The following is a 15,203-nucleotide window of genomic DNA, read 5'->3' on the forward strand; positions in this document are numbered from 1 at the left end:
CTCTCCGCGAATGCGTTGTCGCGGGCACGTTGGCAGATCCGGCGGACCTGGCGCTAACGCGACCCGGCGGGCTGCGGGCGGAGGCATGGAAGCGCCGTAGCATACATGACCCCCCGCGGCCTAGGGAAACCCCATTTGCCGCTGCTCCAGAGCTCCGTCCGTCGTGCGCGGCTTGAGCGCGTCAGGCTGAGCTACGCTTGATCCAGGGGCGGGACGAATGTGAGGTGAGGTTGATGGACCGAGAGCCACGATCTGAGGACAGTAGTCTTTATGCAAGGGTGTTGCAGCGACTGAGCTCGGCCCTGCAGGAGGCCGAACGTGCTACGTCCGCTGATGCGGACGGTGCTGGCGAGCTGGAAGTGCGCGGTTTGACGCCGGCGGAATTCGAGCTGATCCGTGCGTATCTGCAGCGTGATTCACAGTGGCTTTCCGGTTGGCATGCCGCCGCCGAGGAGCAGGCTCATCTGTCACGTCAGGCGTTGCGACCGGCTGTACGCAGTGCTCGGCCGCGGCATGCTACGCACGGCCGTCATGCGCCGCTGGCATTGCAACAGACTCTCAGTTGCGCGCTGTGTAACGCCGAGGTGAGCTGGCCGGAGGGCGCCGGACCCGCTGCCTGTCATGTGTGCGGGTCTCAACTGCTACGCGCACGGCAGCGTCTGCATACCTATCCGCGACATTGACCGCTGCGATGGCCGACAAACGCCGCGGCTGCGGCTAGAGTGTCTGCCTTTGTCGCGGAGGTCGGATGCCGATTCGCTATTTCTTCAAGCAGATGCTCTTGCCGCCGGGCGGGCTGCTGCTCCTGCTGCTGCTCGGCTGGTGGTTACGCCGACGTGCGCCAAGGCTCGCGGCGCTGTGCTTTGGTGTCGGGCTGGTCGGGCTCTGGTTGATGAGTCTGCCGGTGGTCGTCGAGTGGACAGCGCGACTGGTCGAGCGCGAGCCGGCGCTGATCGAGTCGCAGTGGGCGCAATTGCCGGAGCAGGCCGGCGCCATCGTGGTGCTGGGGGCCGGGCGCGAGCAGCACGATCCGGCATGGGGCGGCGATCAGCCCGGCTACACCGCACTGGAGCGCCTGCGCTATGCCGCTCGCCTGGCCAAGGTGACGGAGTTGCCGATTCTCACCAGCGGTGGCTTGCACTATGGCCAGCCACCCAGCGAGGCGATGCTCGGTGCGGAGGTGTTGCAGCGCGACTTTGGTGTCGCCACGCGCTGGCTCGAGGAGCGTAGCCGGACAACCTGGGCAAACGCGGTTTACAGCGCCGAGATGCTGCGTGCCGCTGGCATCGAGCGGGTGGTGCTGGTGACATCCGCCTCGCACATGCCGCGCTCGCGCTGGTGTTTCGAGCAGAACGGGATCGAGGTGATCGCTGCGCCGGTGGGCTTCATGAGCGGGCACAGCGCGCGTCCGCTCAATGGATGGCTGCCGGAATCCAAGGCCTTCTGGCAGAACGGCCTGCTGCTCAACGAAGTGGTCGGGATGGCAGTCTATCCGCTGGTTTACCGCTCTGCGGCCGACTGACGCTTGTGACGTTTGCTTGGCCTGGCGTGAGCGAGGCACCGGCTGGCAGCGGCCCGACGCCGGCGCCCTGCCTTCGAAAAAGCTATCGGACTATGCCTCGCGCCTCACCAGCGCCCAGCCGAGCAACAGCACGCATACCGCGATCAGCGGCCAGGAGCGCCAGCGTAGATACGGCGTCAGCCCCTGCATCGGAGTTACCTCGCCATACAGCACGGCCTGTTCGAACTGCGGAATCTGCTCGGTGATCTGCCCGTAGGGGTCGATCAGCACGGTGATGCCGTTGTTCGTCGCGCGGATCATCCAGCGCCCGGCTTCCAGAGCGCGCATCTGCGCCATCTGCAGGTGTTGCAGCGGACCGATGGAGCGGCCGAACCAGGCATCGTTGCTCACCGTCAGCAGCAGATCGCTCTGCGCCGCGAGCCCTGCGGCGAACTCCGGGTAGACCACCTCGTAGCAGATGTATGGCGCGATCTGCAGGCCCTTCGCCTGCAACAGTGGTTGGCCGGATTCGCCGCGGGCGAAGTCGGACATCGGCAGGTCGAAGAAGGCGATCAGGCCGCGCAGCAGATCCTGCAGCGGTACGTACTCGCCGAACGGCACCAGTTTCTGCTTGAGATAGGTGCCGCTGCCATCGCCGGCAGTGGTCAGCCCGTTGTAGTAGCGCAGCTCGCCCTCCGGGTTGGGCTGGCGTACCGGTACGCCGGTGATGAGTGCCGATTCGCGCTGGTTGGCGAAGCCGGCCATCATCGTCAGGTAGCCCTCGGCATGCTCCTTGAGGATCGGTACCGCGGTTTCCGGCCAGACGATCAGGTCTGCCGGGCGACTACCGAACGTCATATCGCGATACAGCAGCAGCTGCATCTCGAGCTTCTTCGGGTCCCACTTCATGCTTTGTGCGACGTTGCCCTGCACTGCGGCAACGGTCAGCGGTTCGCCCTTGCTGGTCGTCCAGGCATGGTCCTTGAGTGCCAGGCCTGCCAGCCAGGGGGAAAGCAGCAGCACGACGGCGGCGGCCAGGCGTGCTTTGTCGGCAAGCAGTCGCGGGATCGCCGCGAGCAGGGTGGCGCTCAGTGCGACGGCAAAGCTCAGCAACCAGACCCCGCCGAGCGGAGCCAGTCCGGCCAGCGGACCATCCAGCTGGCTGTAGCCGATGTACAGCCAGGGAAAGCCGGTGAGAATCCAGCCACGCAGCGCATCCAGCGCCAGCCAGAGTGCGGCGAAGGCCAGCGCATCGCCAAGTGCGGAATGGCGATTGCGCAGCAGGCGCACCCAGAGCCAGCCGAGCAGGGCGAAGAACAGCGCCAGGCCGGCGACGAAGCCGAGAGTGAGCAATCCGGCCAGCGCCGGCGAGGCCGCGCCGAAGTCATGGATGCTGACGTAGACCCAGCTGACCCCCGAGGCGAATAGCCCAAAGCCGTAGCACCAGCCGCGCTGCGCCGCCTGCTTCGCTGCGGTTTCGCGCAGGCCAAGGTACAGCAGCGCCACCGAGAGCAGCGCCAGCGGCCAGATGTCAAAAGGCGCCAGCGACAGCGTGGTCAGTGTGCCGGCGACCAGTGCCAGCAGGTTGCCCGGCCATCCGGGACGGGAGATCCAGTGCATGGAAGTTCCTTGCGCAGCGGTGCGGGGAGGGAGGCTAAGGGCGATGAAGTTGGCCGGCAAGCAGCTGGCGGACGAGTGTCCGCGCAGGGTCGGCTGCGCGGAACGGCTCGTGCCGGCTTACGCGCCCGCGGTACGGCTCAGGCGCAGCATATGCACACGGCGACTGTCGGCGTTGAGCACACGCACTCGGAACCCGTCGATCTCGGTGACTTCGTTGCGCTTGGGCAGGTGCCCGAAGGTGCTCATCACCAGGCCGGCGACGGTATCGAATTCGTCGTCGGGGAAGGCACTGCCGAAGTATTCGTTGAAGCTGTCGATCGGGGTGAGCGCCTTGACCAGGAAGTCGCCGCTGGGCAGCGGGCGGATGTAGCTGTCTTCCTCGACGTCATGCTCGTCCTCGATGTCGCCGACGATCTGCTCCAGCACGTCTTCGATGGTCACCAGGCCGGCCACGCCGCCGTACTCGTCGATGACGATGGCCATGTGGTTGTGGTTGGCGCGGAATTCGCGCAGCAGTACGTTGAGGCGCTTGGATTCCGGCACGAAGGTGGCCGGGCGCAGCAGATCCTTGATGTCGAAACTGTGTTGTTCATCCTTGAGGATCAGCGGTAGCAGGTCTTTGGCCAGTAGCACGCCGATCACTTCATCGAGGCTTTCACCGACGACCGGATAACGCGAGTGTGCGGCACCGATGATGGCCGGCAGAAACTCGCGAGGGGATTGATCGGCCTTGATGCTGATCACCTGCGAGCGTGGCACCATGATGTCGCGTACCTGCAGGTCGGCGACCTGGATGGCACCTTCGACGATGGCCAGCGCCTCGCTGTCGAGCAGCTTGTTCTGATGGGCTTCGCGCAGGATTTCCAGCAGCTCCTGGCGATTCTTGGGCTCATGGGCAAAAGCCTGGGTGATTTTTTCCAGCCAGGTCTTCTGCCCGCTGATCGATCGATCTTCGCTCATGTCGTTGACTCAGGAGTCCTTGCAAGTGCCCATGACGGGCGATTCTTCGGCATAGGGGTCGGGATGACCCAGCTCGGCCAGCAGTTGACGCTCCAGCTCTTCCATCTCTTCGGCTTCGGCATCGTCAATGTGATCGTAGCCGAGCAGATGCAGACAGCCATGGATGACCAGATGCGCCCAGTGTGCCGCCAGTGCCTTGCCCTGTTCCGCGGCTTCGCGCTCGACCACCGGGACGCAGATGACCAGGTCGCCGAGCAGCGGGATGTCCAGCAGTTCGTCGGGAACGTCTGCCGGGAACGACAGCACGTTGGTCGCGTAGTCCTTCTGCCGCCAGGTGCGGTTCAGCTCGCGCCCTTCTTCCTCGTCCACCAGGCGAATGGTCAGCTCCGAGTCGCCGCTACGCTGGCGTAGCGCCAGTTCGCACCAGCGCTGCAGATCGGCGAGGGCCGGCGCAGCGCCCGTGCTGGCGCACTGCAGGTCGAGTTCAATCATCGCTGGCGTCCTGCGCGGCACGCTTGCTGGCCGGCGACTGGCGATCCTCGAAGGACTCGTAGGCCTCGACGATGCGCTGCACCAGCGGATGGCGCACGACGTCCTTTGGCTTGAAGTGGGTGAAGCTGATGCCGTTGACGTCCTTGAGCACCTCGATGACGTGCGCCAGACCGCTCTTGGTGCCGCGGGGCAGGTCGACCTGGGTGATGTCGCCGGTGATCACCGCGGTGGAGCCGAAGCCGATCCGCGTAAGGAACATCTTCATCTGTTCCTGGGTGGTGTTCTGGCTTTCATCGAGGATGATGAAGCTGTTGTTCAGCGTGCGGCCGCGCATGTAGGCCAGCGGGGCGATCTCGATCACCTGTTTCTCGATCAGCCGTGCCACATGCTCGAAGCCGAGCATCTCGTAGAGCGCGTCGTAGAGGGGGCGCAGGTAGGGGTCGATCTTCTGTGCCAGGTCGCCGGGCAGGAAGCCGAGCTTCTCGCCGGCTTCCACCGCCGGGCGTACAAGGAGAATGCGGCGCACCTGTTCGCGCTCCAGCGCGTCCACGGCACAGGCGACGGCGAGGTAGGTCTTGCCGGTACCGGCCGGACCGACGCCAAAGTTGATGTCGTTGTCGAGGATGGCTTTGACGTAGCGCTGCTGATTCGCACCGCGGGGGCGGATCATGCCCTTCTTGGTGCGCAGGGCGACGCCCTGGTGCGCATTCGGATTGGCCAGCTCCTCCATTCCGGATTCCTGCAGGTACAGATGCACCATGTCCGGAGAGAGCTCGGTGTTCTTGGTTTCCCGGTACAGCCGGCGCAGCAGCTGTTCGGCAGACTTGGCCGCGTCGGTTGGGCCGATCAGCTCGAACTGGTTGCCGCGGTTGCGGATCTCCAGTTCCAGGCGCTGTTCGATCAGGCGCAGATGCTCGTCGAATTGGCCGCAGAGATTGGCGAAGCGACGGGCTTCAAAGGGTTCGAGGGTGAAACGATGCGGTTCTATGGGTGCGTTCAAGGGCTTTTATATGTGGCCGTGGTCGGCGAAGTGGTGAGGGAAGAATAGCGCCGCGGGCGCAAAGCGGAAAGCGCAGTCGCGGCCCCGATGCAATCACATGGGGGCCGCATGCCCGGTTCTCAAGCTAGCAAGGTGCCACGTAGCGAGTGCGGCAGCGCGTCGTCGATGTGCACGTCGACGAATTGGCCGATCAGTCGGGGGTTGTCGCAGCGGAAGTTGACGATGCGATTGTGCTCGGTACGGCCCTGCAGCATGCCAGGGTCCTTCTTCGAGTAGTCGCTGACGAGGATGCGCTGAGTGGTACCTACCATCCGTCGGCTGTTCTCGAAGCCCTGCTGATTGATGCGCTGCTGGAGGATCGCCAGGCGCTGCTTTTTCACCTCGTCCGGGGTGACGTCGGCCAGATCCGCGGCCGGGGTGCCGGGGCGCGAGCTGTAGACGAAGGAGTAGGAAAAGTCGAAGCCGACGTCCTCAATCAGCTTCATGGTCTGCTCGAAGTCCTTGTCGGTCTCGCCGGGGAAGCCGACGATGAAGTCCGAGCTGATCAGGATATCCGGCACTGCGGCCTTGAGCCGGCGGATGCGCGACTTGTACTCCAGGGCGGTGTGGTTGCGCTTCATCGCCGCGAGGATGCGGTCGGACCCGGCCTGCACCGGCAGATGCAGATATTTCACCAGCTGCGGGATGTCCGCATGGGCCTGGATGATCGCGTCGGAGAACTCCAGTGGATGGCTGGTGGTGTAGCGGATACGGCCGATGCCTTCTACCGCGGCGACGGCGTGCAGCAGGTCGGCGAAGTCATGCCCGTCGTAGCGATAGCCATTGACGTTCTGCCCCAGCAGGGTGACTTCCTTCACGCCGTTTTCGGCCAGGTGGACGACTTCCGCCAGCACGTCGGTCAGCGGGCGGCTGACTTCTTCGCCGCGGGTATAGGGCACCACGCAGAAGGTGCAGTACTTGCTGCAGCCTTCCATGACCGAAACGAAGGCACTGGGGCCGTCGACGCGCGGCTCTGGCAGGCGGTCGAACTTCTCGATCTCGGGGAACGAAATGTCCACCTGCGGCTTCTTGGTGGTGCGCGCGGCGTCGATCATTTCCGGCAGACGATGCAGGGTCTGCGGCCCGAAGACGACGTCGACGTACGGGGCGCGGTCGCGAATGGCCGCGCCTTCCTGGCTGGCCACGCAGCCGCCGACGCCGATCACCAGTTGCGGATTGTCCAGCTTCAGTTCGCGCCAGCGACCCAGTTGCGAGAAGACCTTTTCCTGGGCCTTTTCGCGGATCGAGCAGGTATTGAGAAGAATCACGTCGGCTTCTGCCGGGTTCTCGGTGATCTCCATGGCCTGGTGTTCGCCCAGCAGGTCCACCATGCGCGAGCTGTCGTACTCGTTCATCTGGCAGCCATGGGTTTCGATGAAAAGCTTGCGGGTCATGTTACGGGCCGGCGTTGTGCAAAAAATGACCGGCGATTATATGCCCACGACCGAGCAGGGGAAAGCGCGGGTGGATGCCGTGGGGTTTCTCGATTGTTCAGGGGATCTGCGGCGCGTCGGCGGCCTGCAGTTGCATCAGGTAGTCGCGGAAGATCTGCCCGAGGACCTGGGTGGCAATTTCCAGCTCGTCGCGACGCATCTGTCCGGAAACTCGGTCGGCGGTATCCAGCGCATCGTCTTCGCCATTCACGGCAGCCATCTTCAGCACGATGTAGGCCTGGACGTTGTTGGCCTTGACCCCTTCGCCGCGGAAGAACATCACGCCGAGCCGGTGTTGCGCGGCTGCATGACCGCGCAGTGAGGCCTGCTCGAACCAGTACAGCGCCTTGGCCAGGTCGCGTGGCGCACGCTTGCCGTCGTAGTGAAACTCGCCCAGCTCGTAGGCGGCTTGCACATCGCCTTCGCTGGCGGCCTGCTGGCAGTTGCGCAGTGCTTCGGGGAGTTCTTCGGGAAGGGTGTCGAGCGCGCAGCGCGCGGTCGCCGGGATCAGCAGGGTATTCCCGCCGGCCAGGGCCGTGAGAGGCGAGAGAAGCAGCAGACAGCCCAAAGACAGGATGCGGCCGGTGCGGATCATGAAAATCTGGCGCCTCGAGGAGCAGGGCGGTAATGAAAGGCTGGAACGAGCCAGCCGTCACATTATGGATAAGCTGCAGCCTGCTTACAAAGCCTTTAACCGCCTGTCATCGGCTTTTTACGCGACTGCCGGACTGTCCTCGCGTGTGCTGCCCGGCAGGCGCACCAGCAGAATGGCCAGCAGCGGGCTGGCGATGGCCAACAGCAGCGGTCTCAGGTCGCCGAGCGGATGGACGATCGACACGCCGTTCGGCAGCGGTGCCGCGCCCAGCAGAAGCGCGCCAGCCGCCAAGCCGGCAAGGGTCGGCAGGCTTGCCGGCCATTGCAGCGCGCCGGCATAGACCACCAGCAGCGCACTGGTCAGCATCAGGCCGAAGGCGTAGGGCTCGCTCCAGCCCAGCTGTCGCGCCAGTTCGAAGAACACGCACAGCCCCAACACCACGCGACCCCAGTTCGGTCGACTCCACACCCAGCGCCGCGCCAGGGTCAGCGCAGCCACCGCGATCAGCGGCAAACCGAGCAGCAGGCTGGCGCGCTCCAGCCACTGGTACGCCTCCTCCAGATCCATGCCAAGCAGGCTCGCGGCGGCGCACGCAGCGCTGGCGGCCGTCAGGATGAAGCCAAGCAGTGCGCTGAACAGCGCTGGCTGGTCCGCCTCGCCGTAACAGCGCCGGGCGCGGCCGATCAGCAGTGCGCTGGTGCCGGCAGTCAGGGCGAGCAGGATGCTCTGCAGCAATTCCATCGTCGGGTTCACTTGAGCTTGGCGAAGGCGCGCTCGGCGGCATCCAGAGTGATTGCGAGCTCGGTGTCGCCATGGGCGATGGACGTGAAACCGGCCTCGAACGCGCTCGGTGCCAGGTAGACGCCGCCTTCGAGCATCAGATGGAAGAAGCGCTTGAAGCGGTCGGCATCGCTGGCCATGACATCGGCGAAGGTCACAATGTCATCGGCGCCGCTGAAATACAGACCGAACATGCCACCGACCTGGGTGGTGACGAAGGGGATGCCAGCGGCATCGGCGCGGTCCTGCAGGCCCTGCAGCATACGGCTGGTGTAGGCGCTCAGTTCGTCATGGAAGCCGGGGCGGCTGATCAGGCCCAGCGTGGTCAGTCCCGCGGCCATCGCCAGTGGATTGCCCGACAGGGTGCCGGCCTGGTAGACCGGGCCGAGCGGGGCGATGTGCTGCATGATGGCGCGCTTGCCGCCAAAGCAGCCAACCGGCATGCCGCCGCCGATGATCTTGCCGAAGGTCGACAGGTCCGGCGTCACGCCGTAGTAGGCCTGGGCGCCGCCGAGGGCGACGCGGAAACCGGTCATCACTTCGTCGAAGATCAGCACCACGCCATACGCGTCACACAGGGTGCGCAGGCCTTCGAGGAAGCCCGGTGCCGGAGGAACGCAGTTCATGTTGCCGGCGACCGGCTCGACGATGATGCAGGCGACCTGCTCGCCCTTTTCCTTCAGCGTGGCTTCGACTTCTGCTAGGTCGTTGTAGGCCAGGGTCAGGGTGTGCTTGGCGAAATCCGCCGGCACCCCGGCCGAGCTCGGCACGCCCTGGGTCAGGGCGCCGGAGCCGGCTTTGACCAGCAGGCTGTCGGAGTGACCGTGATAGCAACCTTCGAACTTGATGATGTCGTCGCGGCCGGTGTAGCCACGGGCCAGGCGGATTGCGCTCATGGTCGCTTCGGTGCCGGAGCTGACCATGCGCACCATCTCCATGGATGGCACCAGGCGGCAGACCAGTTCGGCCATCTCGGTTTCCATGGCGGTCGGCGCGCCGTAGGACAGCCCGTGTTCGAGCTGGCGGCGCACGGCATCGAGCACCTCAGGGTGGCTGTGGCCGAGAATCATCGGGCCCCAGGAGCCGACGTAGTCGACGTAGCGCTTGTCATCTTCGTCGATCACATAGGCGCCGGCGGCGTGCTTGAGAAACAGCGGAGTGCCGCCGACGCTGCGAAAGGCGCGCACGGGGGAATTGACGCCGCCAGGGATGTGGGTCTGGGCGCTGGCAAAAAGGGTTTCGGAACGGGACATGCGGGCCTCGCAGAACAGGGGCTGACTGCCGTGTGGCGGGTCAGCCGTGGCGGAATCAGGGGGTATTGAACAACTGGCTGAACGCTCTGGCGCGGCGCTCGACCTCGGCCGGGCTGTCAGCGGCGAACAGCGCGTGCACCACGGCGATCATCTGCACGCCCTCGGCGATCAGGCTTGGTGCCGTTTCCGGCGTGATGCCGCCAATGGCAACAATCGGCAGGCCAATGCGGGCGCGGGCTTCGCGCAGCAGCTCGGGACCGGCCGAGGGTGCGCCCGGCTTTGTCTGCGACTGGAAGAAGCGGCCGAAGGCGACATAGCTGGCGCCCTCACGCGCGGCCTGCTCGGCCAGCGGCAGCTGCGCATGGCAGGTGGCGCCGATTATTGCCTGGCGGCCGAGCAGTGCACGGGCGGCGGCCAGCGAGCCATCTTCCTGGCCTAAGTGCAGGCCGACACCCAGTCGCGCCGCCAGCTCGGCGTCGTCGTTGATGATCAGTTGCGCGCCATGGCGGGCGCAGAGTTCCTGCAACGCATCGGCCTCACGCAAGCGACGGGCCTCGTCACTGGATTTGTCGCGGTACTGCAGCAGGCGGGCGCCACCTTTCAACGCGGCTTCGACATACGGCAGCAAACGGCCATCGGCGAGCAACTTGCTGTCGGTGATGGCGTACAGGCCGCGCAGGCGGGTCGAATCCTTCATGCGCTGCTCTCCAGTCAGACCAGGTCCAGTGGCAGGCGCCGCGGGACGAATTGCCCGTGGCCGGGCGCCTCGGCATCGCGCAGGGTGCGCCAGGTGTAGTCGAGCGCCGAACGGACGGCACTGGTCAGCTCCTCGCCCAGCGCCAGACGGCCGGCCAGGGCGCTGGCCAGTGTGCAGCCGGAACCGTGATAGCTGCCGGGCAGGCGCGCGCAGGTGAAATCGTGGCGGCTACCATCGCGGCAGTAAAGACGGTTATGCACTTCGCTTTCATCGCCGTGGCCGCCGGTGATCAGCAGGTGGCGGATGTGCGGCAGCAGGCGTTCGGCACATTCGTCGGCGCTGCCCTCGGGCAGCTCGGCGAGGATGCGGGCTTCCGGCAGGTTCGGTGTGGCGATGGTCGACACCGGGAACAACCGCTCGCGCATGGCGAAGCCGACATCATCCTTGCCCAGCGCGCCGCCGCCACCGGCGCGCAGTACCGGATCGCAGACCAGCGGCACGCCGGGCAGCCTGGCCATGATCTCGAGAACGGTCTCGACCATTTCCACCGAGCCGAGCATGCCGAGCTTGACTGCCGCGATCGGCATATCGGCGATCACTGCGTTGGCCTGGGCGAGCACCCATTCGCGGTCGAGGACGCGGAAGTCGGTGACGTTGACGGTGTCCTGCACGGTCAGTGCAGTGACCGTCGGTGCGGCGTGACAGGCTTGCGCCAGGAGGGCTTCGATGTCCGCCTGCAGGCCGGCGCCGCCACTGGGATCATGGCCGGACAGACAGAGGACGACGGGTCTTGAAGTAGGGTTTTTCATGGCGTGCGAGCTTATCACCAAACAGCGCTGGCGGGACGCGGCAGTTGTGCGTTTAACCGCCGCTGCGGCGCTCGCCGGCCATCGGACGATCGATCCCTCAGGCATTCGCCTTTTCCGGCTGCAACCATCGCTGTGGTAGATTGCTGGCACTTTGGTTTTCGGACCGGGTGGCGGGGTTCGCGGGGCGTGAATCCGTTTTCGTCGCCTGGCCTGCACGAGGCATCATGCGGTACGTCTTCCTGCTTATCCTGGCCCTCTTGCCGGCCCTGGCCGCTGCCGTCGAACTGGACGAACACACCCGTCACCTGCCACTCGGGCAGCACATGCGGGTGTTCGAGGATCCATTTGGCGACGCGCAGATAGACGAGGTCGCCTCGCCCGCGTTCGAAAGTCACTTCCTGCCTCACAGGACCGCGGTGTTCAACGCCGGCTATTCGCGCTCCGCGCATTGGGTGCGCGTCGATCTGCATTACCGTCCGCAAACCGTGCAAGGCGCGCGACGCTGGTTGCTGGAGGTGGCCTATCCGCCGCTCGACAGCCTGCAGCTGTACCTGCCGGACGGCAAAGGCGGTTACCGCCTGGCGCGCGACACCGGCGACACCCGCCCCTGGGCCAGTCGCGAGATCGGCCAGGGCAACTACCTGTTCGAAGTGCAGTTGCCGACTGATCGGCCCCAGCGCCTGTACCTGCGCGTGCAAAGCGAGGGTTCGATCCAGGTGCCCCTGAGTCTCTGGTCGCATCACGCCTATCTTGAGGCGCAACCCGGGCGGCTCTATGTGCTGGGCATGATCTACGGCGTACTGCTGGCGATGCTGGTCTACAACCTGTTCATCTATATCAGCATCCGCGATCCCAGCTATCTCTACTACATCCTCTACATCGCCGCGTTCGGCCTCTACCAGGTCTCGGTGAACGGCGCCGGTGTGCAGTTCCTCTGGCCGGATCGTCCCTGGTGGGCCAATGCCGCGACGCCGCTGCTGATCGGGGCCACCGGGCTGTTCGGCTGCCTGTTTACCCGCAGCTTCCTGCGCACCGCCGAGCACAGCCGCTGGGTGGATTGGCTGCTGCGGCTGATCATTGTCTTCTCGGTGCTGGTGATGGCGCTCGCAATGGCCGCCGATTACGGAGTGGCCCTGCGCCTGGCCACCGCGCTGGCGCTGCTGTTCACCCTGGCAGTGTTTGCCGCCGGCATCCTGGCCTGGCTGCGTGGCATGCGCGTGGCGCGCTACTTCATCATCGCCTGGAGCGCGCTGCTGGTCGGCGGGCAGATCAACACGCTGATGGTGCTCGGGCACCTGCCGCACAACTTCCTGACCATGTACGCCAGCCAGCTTGGCGCCGCGCTGGAAGTAGTGCTGCTGTCGATGGCGCTGGCCGATCGCATCAACGCGCTGAAGGACGAACGGGCGAAGATCCTGGAAAACGCCCGAGCCGACCTGGAACAGCTGAACTGCGAGCTGGCCGAGAGCAACCGACTCAAGGACGAGTTTCTCTCCAATATCAGCCACGAACTGCGCACGCCGATGATGGGCGTCATGGGTGCCCTGGAGCTGTTGCCCAGCTCGGATACGGCGGAAGAGCTGCAGCAATACCAGCACATCGCCACCGGCTCGGCGCGCGACATGATGCGCCTGGTCAACAACATCCTGGTGCTCAGCGAACTGCGCGCCGGCAAGCTGCGCCTGCAGGATCAGCGTTTCAGTCTGCGGGAAGCTGCGGCACGGCTGCAGCAGCAGTTCGACCCGCGGGCGCAGGACAAGGGCCTGGCCTTCGATCTCGAGTTCGACGAGAAACTGCCCGACCGCGTGTACGGCGATGGCGAGAAGCTGGAACAGAGCATCTGTCATCTGCTCGACAACGCCGTCAAGTTCACTTCTCGCGGAGCCGTCACGCTGCGTTTCGCCGGCGCGGTGGAGCAGCGCGAGCTGCTGCTGAATATCGAGGTCGTCGACAGCGGCATCGGTTTCAGCGACGCCGATCAGGCCTTCCTCTATCACCAGTTCCGTCAGGTCGACGGCTCCATGACCCGGCGCTACGGCGGCCTCGGCATCGGCCTGGCAATCAGTCGGGGGCTGATCGAACTGATGGGTGGACAGCTCGATCAGCAATCGCGACCTGGGCTGGGTAGCCGCTTCTGCGTGCGCCTGCGCCTGCCGCTGAGCGCCGCGGATGGGCTCGCCGCGGGCCGTGCCAACGGACTTCCGCCCAGCGCGCCGATTGCCTGACGCGCGGACCTTTTGGCCGATACCTCGCTTCAATCCTCGCCGCGCAGCATGTTTCACTGCCGATCCATTGCCGCGCGGCCGACGCACCGCCCAGGCCGACTACGCTTGCTGGCAGCTGCGCCGGTATCGAAGGAGGACGCCCAGATGAATCTGCAGAGTTGCGCCGAAACCCATGAGGTCACCAACCAGGTTCCGCCACTCGACGGTGCCAATCTCTATCGCATCGACTTGCCGTTGCGGCAGTGGGTACAGCGATATCAGGCGGGCTGGGCGCAGGCGCGGCTGGACGTCTACGGTGCGCTCGCCGGTGGGCCGCTGATGCAGGCCGGCTTTCTCGCCAACGAGCACAGGCCGGTGTTCAAGAGTCATGACCGCTACGGCCATCGCATCGATCTGGTGGAGTTTCACCCGGCCTATCATGAACTGATGCGCAGCGCCGTCGAGCACGGTATTCCGTCGCTGCCCTGGAGCGACCCGCAACCCGGTGCGCAGGTGGCGCGTGCCGCCTTGATGTACCTGCATAACCAGGCCGAGGCCGGCAGCAGCTGCCCGCTGACCATGACCTACGCCAGCGTGCCCGCCCTGCGCCTGCAGCCGGATCTCGCCGAACGCTGGCTGCCGAAGATCCTTGCCCGCGAATATGACCCGCGCAACCTGCCGATGGAGCAGAAGGCCGGCGTCACCATCGGTATGGCGATGACCGAGAAACAGGGCGGCACCGACGTGCGCGCCAACAGCACAGGCGCCTATCCGGTTGGCGCCGGTGGCCCCGGGCAGACCTACGAGCTGGTCGGGCACAAGTGGTTCTGCTCGGCGCCGATGTGCGATGCCTTTCTCACCCTGGCGCAGACCGACAAGGGCCTGTCCTGCTTCCTGCTGCCCCGCCATCGCCCGGATGGCACGCGCAACCAGTTCTACATCCAGCGCCTGAAGAACAAGCTGGGCAACTGGGCCAACGCCTCCAGCGAAGTCGAGTACCGCGGCGCGCTGGCCTGGATGGTCGGCGAGGAAGGGCGCGGCGTGCCGACCATCATCGAGATGGTCTCCTCGACCCGTTTCGATTGCATGATCGGCTCCAGCTCGCTGATGCGTCAGGCCCTGACCCAGGCCATGCACCATTGCGCGCACCGCCAGGTCGGCGGCCGCGTCCTGCTGGAGCAGCCGCTGATGCAGAACGTACTGGCCGATCTCGCCCTGGAAAGCGAAGCGGCGCTGGCGCTGACCCTGCGCATGGGCCGTGCCCAGGACAATCGCCATGACGAGCACGAAGACAAGTTCGCCCGGCTGGTCACCGCCGTCGGCAAATACTGGATCTGCAAGCGCGCGCCGAACATGATCGCCGAGGCCAGCGAATGCCTGGGTGGTGCCGGCTACGTCGAGGAAACCATCCTGCCGCGGCTGTATCGCGAGGCGCCGGTGAATTCCATCTGGGAAGGTTCCGGCAACGTGCAGTGCCTCGACGTCTTGCGCGCGCTATCGAAGGAGCCGGGCGTGCTCGAAGTACTGTTCGCCGAGCTCGGCGATGGCCACGGCGACGCCCGCCTGAAGGCGCATATCCGGCGGCTGAAGGCCGCCTTCGGCGACACCGAGGACATCCAGTACCGCGCCCGTCAGCTCACCGAGGACGTTGCCGTCGGCCTGCAGGCCAAACTGCTGCTCGAAGCGGGCAACGCCGCCGTTTCGGATGCTTTCATCGCCAGTCGCCTGGAAGTGCACGGGCGGGTTTATGGAACGTTGCCGCGCGGGCTCGACATCGACGCGCTGCTGGCGCGCAGTGCGCCGCATCTGTGACTCCTTGG

The 15,203-nt window shown here is 65.5% G+C and carries 14 protein-coding genes; 4 read left to right on the forward strand and 10 right to left on the reverse strand.

The features are described from left to right. Positions 1-278: 278 nt before the first annotated feature. Both LLJ08_RS02550 and LLJ08_RS02555 read left to right on the forward strand, forming a co-directional pair. Positions 279-683 (forward strand): hypothetical protein, encoded by a 405-nt coding sequence (locus LLJ08_RS02550; RefSeq protein WP_228208136.1) that lies wholly within the window; start codon positions 279-281, stop codon positions 681-683. Positions 684-748: 65 nt separating this feature from the next. Next, positions 749-1,522 carry a YdcF family protein gene (locus tag LLJ08_RS02555; protein ID WP_228208137.1) on the forward strand — a complete coding sequence of 258 codons (774 nt, stop codon included), beginning with the start codon at positions 749-751 and terminating at the stop codon, positions 1,520-1,522. A 90-nt stretch (positions 1,523-1,612) separates the two neighbouring features. Here LLJ08_RS02555 and lnt read toward each other — a convergent pair whose 3' ends face one another. From lnt to LLJ08_RS02605, 10 genes are all read right to left on the reverse strand, one after another. Continuing rightward, positions 1,613-3,121 (reverse strand): apolipoprotein N-acyltransferase, encoded by a 1,509-nt coding sequence (gene lnt / locus LLJ08_RS02560; protein ID WP_228208138.1) that lies wholly within the window; start codon positions 3,119-3,121, stop codon positions 1,613-1,615. 117 nt (positions 3,122-3,238) lie between these two features. Next, complete coding sequence (locus LLJ08_RS02565; RefSeq protein WP_041015904.1) at positions 3,239-4,081, reverse strand: HlyC/CorC family transporter; 843 nt, start codon at positions 4,079-4,081, stop codon at positions 3,239-3,241. 9 nt (positions 4,082-4,090) lie between these two features. Beyond that, positions 4,091-4,573: an rRNA maturation RNase YbeY gene (ybeY, locus tag LLJ08_RS02570; RefSeq protein WP_041015905.1), complete on the reverse strand. Its 483-nt coding sequence runs from the start codon at positions 4,571-4,573 to the stop codon at positions 4,091-4,093. After that, positions 4,566-5,573, reverse strand: a complete 1,008-nt coding sequence (locus LLJ08_RS02575; RefSeq protein ID WP_003301727.1) for a PhoH family protein — start codon at positions 5,571-5,573, stop codon at positions 4,566-4,568. The genes ybeY and LLJ08_RS02575 overlap by 8 nt, the downstream gene beginning before the upstream one ends. 119 nt (positions 5,574-5,692) lie before the next feature. Then, positions 5,693-7,006 (reverse strand): tRNA (N6-isopentenyl adenosine(37)-C2)-methylthiotransferase MiaB, encoded by a 1,314-nt coding sequence (gene miaB, locus LLJ08_RS02580; protein WP_228208139.1) that lies wholly within the window; start codon positions 7,004-7,006, stop codon positions 5,693-5,695. 97 nt (positions 7,007-7,103) lie between these two features. Beyond that, positions 7,104-7,640 carry a tetratricopeptide repeat protein gene (locus LLJ08_RS02585; RefSeq protein ID WP_014818973.1) on the reverse strand — a complete coding sequence of 179 codons (537 nt, stop codon included), beginning with the start codon at positions 7,638-7,640 and terminating at the stop codon, positions 7,104-7,106. 117 nt (positions 7,641-7,757) lie between these two features. Continuing rightward, the gene (locus LLJ08_RS02590) at positions 7,758-8,381 is read right to left on the reverse strand and encodes a hypothetical protein (protein ID WP_228208140.1); all 624 of its coding nucleotides are present in this window, start codon (positions 8,379-8,381) and stop codon (positions 7,758-7,760) included. Positions 8,382-8,389: 8 nt separating this feature from the next. Continuing rightward, positions 8,390-9,673 (reverse strand): glutamate-1-semialdehyde 2,1-aminomutase, encoded by a 1,284-nt coding sequence (hemL, locus tag LLJ08_RS02595; protein WP_041015909.1) that lies wholly within the window; start codon positions 9,671-9,673, stop codon positions 8,390-8,392. A 55-nt stretch (positions 9,674-9,728) separates the two neighbouring features. Beyond that, on the reverse strand, positions 9,729-10,370 hold the full coding sequence (gene thiE / locus LLJ08_RS02600; protein WP_014818976.1) for a thiamine phosphate synthase: 642 nt from the start codon (positions 10,368-10,370) through the stop codon (positions 9,729-9,731). A gap of 14 nt (positions 10,371-10,384) precedes the next feature. After that, complete coding sequence (locus LLJ08_RS02605; protein ID WP_023444938.1) at positions 10,385-11,179, reverse strand: hydroxymethylpyrimidine/phosphomethylpyrimidine kinase; 795 nt, start codon at positions 11,177-11,179, stop codon at positions 10,385-10,387. 224 nt (positions 11,180-11,403) lie between these two features. Here LLJ08_RS02605 and LLJ08_RS02610 point away from each other — a divergent pair, with 224 nt between their 5' ends. Together LLJ08_RS02610 and LLJ08_RS02615 are read left to right on the forward strand one after the other, a co-directional pair. Then, positions 11,404-13,404, forward strand: a complete 2,001-nt coding sequence (locus LLJ08_RS02610; RefSeq protein WP_228208141.1) for a sensor histidine kinase — start codon at positions 11,404-11,406, stop codon at positions 13,402-13,404. Positions 13,405-13,548: 144 nt separating this feature from the next. Continuing rightward, positions 13,549-15,195: an acyl-CoA dehydrogenase family protein gene (locus LLJ08_RS02615; RefSeq protein WP_228208142.1), complete on the forward strand. Its 1,647-nt coding sequence runs from the start codon at positions 13,549-13,551 to the stop codon at positions 15,193-15,195. Positions 15,196-15,203: the final 8 nt, after the last annotated feature.

It is taken from the genome of Stutzerimonas chloritidismutans (assembly GCF_020783375.1).
Taxonomy (GTDB): Bacteria; Pseudomonadota; Gammaproteobacteria; order Pseudomonadales; family Pseudomonadaceae; genus Stutzerimonas; species Stutzerimonas kunmingensis.